At 68.9% G+C, this 5,857-nt stretch carries 4 protein-coding genes and 2 pseudogenes; 2 read left to right on the top strand and 4 right to left on the bottom strand.

Annotated elements, in window-relative coordinates:
- A pseudogene (locus tag M6444_RS07880) lies at nt 1–447 on the bottom strand (transposase); the annotation flags it as partial.
- 101 nt (nt 448–548) lie between these two features.
- Here M6444_RS07880 and M6444_RS07875 point away from each other — a divergent pair.
- Both M6444_RS07875 and M6444_RS07870 read left to right on the top strand, forming a co-directional pair.
- Entirely contained in the window at nt 549–1,595 is a 1,047-nt protein-coding gene (locus tag M6444_RS07875) for a tyrosine-type recombinase/integrase (protein ID WP_298325236.1), read from the top strand.
- The gene (locus tag M6444_RS07870) at nt 1,592–3,562 is read left to right on the top strand and encodes a site-specific integrase (RefSeq protein WP_298325233.1); all 1,971 of its coding nucleotides are present in this window, start codon (nt 1,592–1,594) and stop codon (nt 3,560–3,562) included. The genes M6444_RS07875 and M6444_RS07870 overlap by 4 nt, the downstream gene beginning before the upstream one ends.
- A gap of 32 nt (nt 3,563–3,594) precedes the next feature.
- Here M6444_RS07870 and M6444_RS07865 read toward each other — a convergent pair.
- From M6444_RS07865 to M6444_RS07855, 3 genes and pseudogenes are all read right to left on the bottom strand, one after another.
- Nucleotides 3,595–4,356 (bottom strand): annotated as a pseudogene (locus tag M6444_RS07865) (IS256 family transposase); the annotation flags it as partial.
- Between the two features lie 282 nt (nt 4,357–4,638).
- Entirely contained in the window at nt 4,639–5,481 is an 843-nt protein-coding gene (locus M6444_RS07860; protein WP_298325230.1) for a nucleotidyl transferase AbiEii/AbiGii toxin family protein, read from the bottom strand.
- On the bottom strand, nt 5,462–5,857 hold a 396-nt coding region (locus tag M6444_RS07855), incomplete at its 5' end, for a type IV toxin-antitoxin system AbiEi family antitoxin (RefSeq protein WP_298325227.1). The genes M6444_RS07860 and M6444_RS07855, both read right to left, overlap by 20 nt.

Below are 5,857 nucleotides of genomic sequence, written 5' to 3'. Positions count from 1 at the left end.
CGTTGCCACCTCCTTCGCGTCGATGGCGCCGCCGGGAAGGACCCGCACCCGCGCCTTGGCGAGGCTCTCGGGGCTCATGTAGCGCCGGGCGACGGCCCACTCGTCGTGCTGCTCGGCCAAGACCGCGCCGACGAGGCGGATGCAGGCGGCGCGGTTCGGGAAGATCCCGACGACGTCGGTCCTCCTCCGCAGCTCCTTGTTCAGCCGCTCCTGTGGATTGTTAGACCAGATCTGACGCCAGTGCTCGGGCGGGAACGAGGAGAACGCCAGCAGGTCGGCCTCGGCGTCGACGAGGAACTCGGCGGTTGCGGGGAACTGGGTGAGGAGCTGGTCGACGACGCGGTTGAACTGGGCGTGGACCTGGGTGGCGTCGGGCTGGGCGAAGATCGTCCGCACAAGCGTCGCCACCATCGCCTGGGCGGCCTTCGGGACGCGCGTGAGCAGGTTCTCCGTTAACCGGCCTTCGCCGCCGGTCCCCGGCACGACACCGTGAGGGTCCACCTCGGCGGCTGAGCGGGGGCGGATACTCATGTGAGGAGGGCTTGCTCATGGTTGCGGTCGCTCGTGTGGATGGAGGCCACCGCCTGGTCGGTGAGAGTTCGCTGGTCGACTTCGCGAACCGGTGGCTCGGCCATCTCGAGGCACGGCAGTTCTCGTCGGCCACAGTGCGCTCGTACGCGTTCGACGTTGTGTGCCTGGCCCGGTTCTTCGACGCGGCCGGGATCGATTGGCGTCAGGCGAACCCGACGGACTTCTTCGACTGGCTGGCATGGCAGTCCCGGCCGGTGGCGACGAGGGGGCAACGAGTCGTCCGCCTTGGCGACAAACGAGGCGCGGCGGCGGCGAGCATGAACCGGAGGGTGGCGGCGGCTCGTGGTTTGTACGAGCACGCCACGATCTGCGGTGTGCTGGACCGGAATCCTGTGCCCGCGCCCAGGCGCAGCTCGGGTCTGCGAGGGTCCCGGCAGGGTCTGCTTGGTCACGTTCGCGGCCGGAGGCTGACGGGTTCGGGCCGCCTGGTCCGCCAGGAGCGTCGTCTTCCCGAGTGCCTCGACTCCGCCGACGTGGCGGCGTTCCTGTCGGACCTGGGCACCCACCGGGACCGGGCCATGGTGCTGGCGATGCTGCTCGGCGGTCTGCGAGCGGCGGAGGTCCGCTCGCTACGCCTCGCCGATGTCGACATGGGCCTGCGTCAGGTGAAGGTGACGGGCAAAGGATCGAAGCAGCGGTTGGTCCCGGTGGACCGTGCGTTTTTCACCGAGCTGGCCTCGTATCTACGTGTCGAACGACCCCAGGGCCTGTCGACACCGGAGTGCTTCGTGGTGCTGCGCGGCCCGAGCGCCGGCAACCCGATGACCGAGGCCGGCATGCGACGGATCTTCAGGACCCATCGGTCCCGCACCGGCGCGGCCAGGGTGCGACCGCACCGGTTGCGGCACACCTTCGGCAGCGAACTGGCGGCCGCGGGGATCGACCTGCTGGTGCTGCGTGAACTGATGGGTCACGTCCACGCCGAGACCACCGCCGCGTACGTGAACTTGGCCCCAGAGACCGTGGCCGCTGAGTGGGCACGAGTCAAGCAGGTCCTGTCGTGACCGGCGTCGCGCTGAACACCGTCGGGGCCGAGCCCGCCGATCTGCTCGGCGACTACCACCGCTTCGTCGACCGCCTGGATCTCGACTCGGGGCAGCGTTGGCAGCGGCGGCGTGCTGCCACCTGCTTCGTGGACCGCCACGGCGACCTGCCGGTGTGGATGAACCGGCCGACGCCAGCCCGCCTCGCCGACCTTCACCGGCCCAAGGCGTGGCCGTTCCTGACCTGGTTGCTCGTCGAGGGGCACCTGCAAGCCGACCTTGAGCTGCTGTTGGCCAAGCCGGGCGGGGTCGATCTCGGGTTGTGGTGGAGCGCCGCTCATCCCGGCGACGTCGAGCGGGCTCAGCAGGTCGCTGACCGGCTGGGTTGGAGCGCGAACTGGGCCCGCCAGGTGATCCGTCACACCGCCCCGGTGCTGTGCCTATGGCTGGGCAAGACGCTCGCCGAGCTCGCCGACGGCGACTTCGACGACGCCGCCGTCGAGGCCGATCGCATCGATGTGCGGGCCTCAACCCGGGACCGCTTCGCCGGGCGGTGCCTGGCGCTGCGCCAGCTGTGCTTCCAAGACGGGACCGTGCAACAACCGCCACGCGACTCCCGGGCAGCGGCACTGTCGCCGCCCGAGCACGCTGCTCGGATCGCCCAACCGGAGATCCGCCGGGAAGTGGTCCGCTACGCCGAGATCATCACCACCACCCTGCGCCCCTCCACCGCCCAGATGCGCATCAAGGCCATCCGGGTTCTCGCCGACTGGCTGGCCACGCGTCATCCCGAGGTGGCTCGTCTCGACCAGCTCGACCGCAGTCGCCACATCGAACCGTTCCTCGTGTGGTCCCGCAGCCGGCCGTGGCGCGGTCCCAACGGGGAAGGCAAGACCGTCGGGATGACCGTGTTCCATCACGACCTGGTCGATCTGCGAGTGTTCTTCGAGGACATCGCTGAATGGGGCTGGGCGGCCGCTCCCGAGCGGCGGTTCATCTTCCTCTCCGACCTGCCCCGCCTGCCCGAGCCCCTGCCCCGTGCCCTGCCCGCCGACATCGACCGTGCACTCATGGCGGCCGTCTCCGCCCTCGACGACCCCTTCGCGCGGGTCGGGCTGACAGTTCTGCGCGCCACCGGCATGCGCGCCGGTGAACTGCTCGACCTTGAGCTGGGATGCATCATCGGCTTCGGCGGCAGCCACGGCAGCTGGCTTCGCGTCCCGGTCGGCAAGCTCGGCACCGACCGCATGGTCCCCCTCGACCCTGAACCGCTGAGTCTGCTCGACGCCTGGATCACCAACCGAGGGCCGCAGCGGTCACTCGCCCATCCCCGCGACGGTCACCTCGCCGACTTCGTGTTCACCGAACGGGGTCGGCGCATCGGCGCTCACCGCCTTCGAGTCGGGCTCCAGGCCGCTATAGCGGCCGCCGACCTGCGCGATCGGGCAGGCAACCCGCTCCATGTCACCCTCCACCAGCTCAGGCACACCTTCGGGGCCACCCTCGCCAACGCGGGCATGTCCTTGCCCGCGCTGATGGCGCTCATGGGTCACGTCACCCCGGAGATGACTCTGCGCTACGCCCGTCTGGCGTCACCGACCATCCGCGACGCTTACAACACCGCCATGGCAAAGGCCAACGGACGTCGCTCCGTGTTCGTCATCGAGGCCGGGACCAACCGGTCCGCGCCATCCAAGGTTGACTGGCTCTACACCGAGATGCTGAAGACCCGCCTGGCCCACGGGTTCTGCTCACGTGAGCCCGTCGCCGGCGCCTGCGCGTACGCCAACATCTGCGAGCAGTGCGACAACTTCGTTCCCGACTCCGACCGGGCCGAGTTGCTCGAAGAGCAACTCGCCGACGTCCACGCCCTGCGCGACGACGCCAGCACCCGAGGATGGACCGACGAAGCCGCCCGCCACGACCGAGTCGCCGACAGCATCGATCGCCACCTCGCCGGACTCCGCCGACGAGACGCCAACCGGTGATCGCTTGACTCCACCCCCGAAGGCCGGTTAATGCGCATCGCGTGGGTCCGACACCGCTGCCAGCTGGCCCCGTCGAGCACCGCTGCGATGGCGCCCTTCAGGCCCTCGTGGGCGTCGGAGACGACGAGGGCGACCCCGGACAGCCCCCGGGCGACGAGGCCGCGGAGGAACGCCGTCCAGCCCGCTCCATCCTCGGCGGAGATCACGTCGACGCCGAGGATCTCGCGGTGGCCGTCGGCGTTCACGCCGGTCGCGATCACCGTCGCGACCGAGACGACCCGGCCGCCCTCGCGCACCTTGTGGAAGAGCGCGTCGAGCCAGAGGTAGGTGTAGGGGCCCTGATCGAGGGGGCGGTTCCTGAACTCGGCCACCTTCTCGTCGAGGTGCTTCGTGAGCTCGGAGACCTGGGACTTGCTCATCCCCTCGATCCCCATCGAGCGCACGAGGTCGTCGACGCGCCGGGTGGACACGCCCTCGACGTAGGCCTGGCAGATCACCGCGACGAGCGCCTGCTCGGCGCGCCGGCGTGGTTCGAGGAGGCTCGGCAGGTAGGTACCTTTGCGCAGCTTCGGCACCTCGAGGCTGATCGTGCCGGCCCGGGTGTCCCAGCGGCGCACCCTGTGGCCGTTGCGGCTGTTCAGCCGGTCCTCGGACCGCTCGCCGTAGCTCGCGTTGCAGAGCACGTCGACGTCCGCGTCCATGAGCAGCTCAGCTGCCATCTTCACCATCTCTCCGAGCAGGTCGGATCCAGCGGGGCTCTCCAGGTACTTGCGCAGCAGCTCGGCCGCGCCCATCGTGTTGGTGACGGTCACCGCATCTTCTCCTTCTAGATCCCTTGCAGGTTCTTGAAGGTTGGTGCGGTGGTCGTCGCGTCTGGGGGATGGTCAGCGCGAGCTGCTCATCACCTCGTACACCACTCTGGTGGACTCAACTGCCGTCTGGCCCGTCCGCCAGAGTCCAGTTGCAAGGCAGCAGCAACGAAGAGCGTGCCGGGCACGAGGGCGACGACCAGGTCGCTGGCCCGCCTCACGCACACACCGGCGCACGAGCTGAGTCCGGGGCGGCGATCCCAACCTTCACGAGACCCCGTCGGCAAGCCCGAGCGCTCCCATGAACGCTGCGACGGCAGCGACGGCGTCGTTGGCCAGCACGTCGGGGTCCAACTCCGGATGGATCCCGACCATCGTCGAGGCGAAGGCCACGCTGCCCTGGGCCACCTCGTCAGCGAAGTTCGCCGACAACTCCGACAGTGCAGTGACCGTCGCTCCCGCGAGATCGTCTCCGAACTGCTCACGGACGCGTCGTCCCGCCGGACCAGGCCCGCCGTCATCGTTGTGCAGGAGCACGTACGCGATGTCATACCAATCTTTCGGCAGCCCACGACCGTGTGCGGCGTGCGTCTTCGCCAGTAGGTAGGCCGGGAGAGTGGCAACCCGGAGGGTGACAGTCTGGGCCACTCCGTCGATGGGCGCCGTGATCGACCGCATCTCCCAGTGCCGGGCGGCGAATCCGGTACCACGCAGGTTCACGGCCCCCAACGACTGGCAATCGTCGAACGAGACCGTGTCATGGTTCGGGATGTCATCGAGGTCGGCAAGGAACTCCACCTTTACGACCAGCTCCGGTGCAGTGGTGTCCCGCCATCGCCAGATCCGCTCATCATCCGGGCGGAAACCGACGCGAGTGAGGGCTCCCTCCAAGCGGGCTGCGTTCTCGGATCCACCCTGGATCTCCAAGTCGACCTGGACGTCGACGTCCGTCGTGCCCTCATGTCGTCGGGCAGCGGTTATGCAGAGGAGGTCCGGCACCAGTCCTCCGAGAAGGACGAATTCGGGGATGTCCCCGTACTCCCGCGCGAGACGGACGAGCGCGCGCTCCGCCAGCTCCCGAGCCCGGCGGCTACGAACCGGATCCGACACAGCGCACCTCCTTCAGGTGTTGCGCCGCTTCAGCAGCCCGGCCTCCGCTGGAGAGGAGGTCTGCGTAGACCCGGACAGGGAGGGCGACGTGGATGCCCTCGACTATGGGCCCCGTGGTGGTCATGGGCGTCGGGAGGGGGCGGACCTCGATTACTTGTCCCCTTTCGACGATGCGGCCCCCGAACCGGGATGCCAGGCGCGCCTTGTCCGAGAACAGGTCCGTGTCCACGTAGATGTCGAGCGTCGTGACGTCGCTCAGGTAGGGGGCGAGGAGGATTGATGCTGCGACCCCAGTGGCAGCCCACTTGGTCTTCGTCGCGTTCAGCGCAGGCGCGATCTCCGTCCGGAGCGTTTCCAGGGCATCACCGACCCACAG

Origin of the sequence: Haloactinopolyspora sp. (assembly GCF_027324685.1) — a bacterium.
Taxonomy (GTDB): Bacteria; Actinomycetota; Actinomycetes; order Jiangellales; family Jiangellaceae; genus Haloactinopolyspora.
Note: the sequence above shows the minus strand (reverse complement) of the source record. Positions and strands in the feature narration are given on the sequence as shown.

Coding starts and splice junctions, on each gene's coding strand:
- M6444_RS07875 (WP_298325236.1), top strand. CDS start 549: ATGGTTGCGGTCGCTCGTGTGGATGGAGGCCACCGCCTGGTCGGTGAG.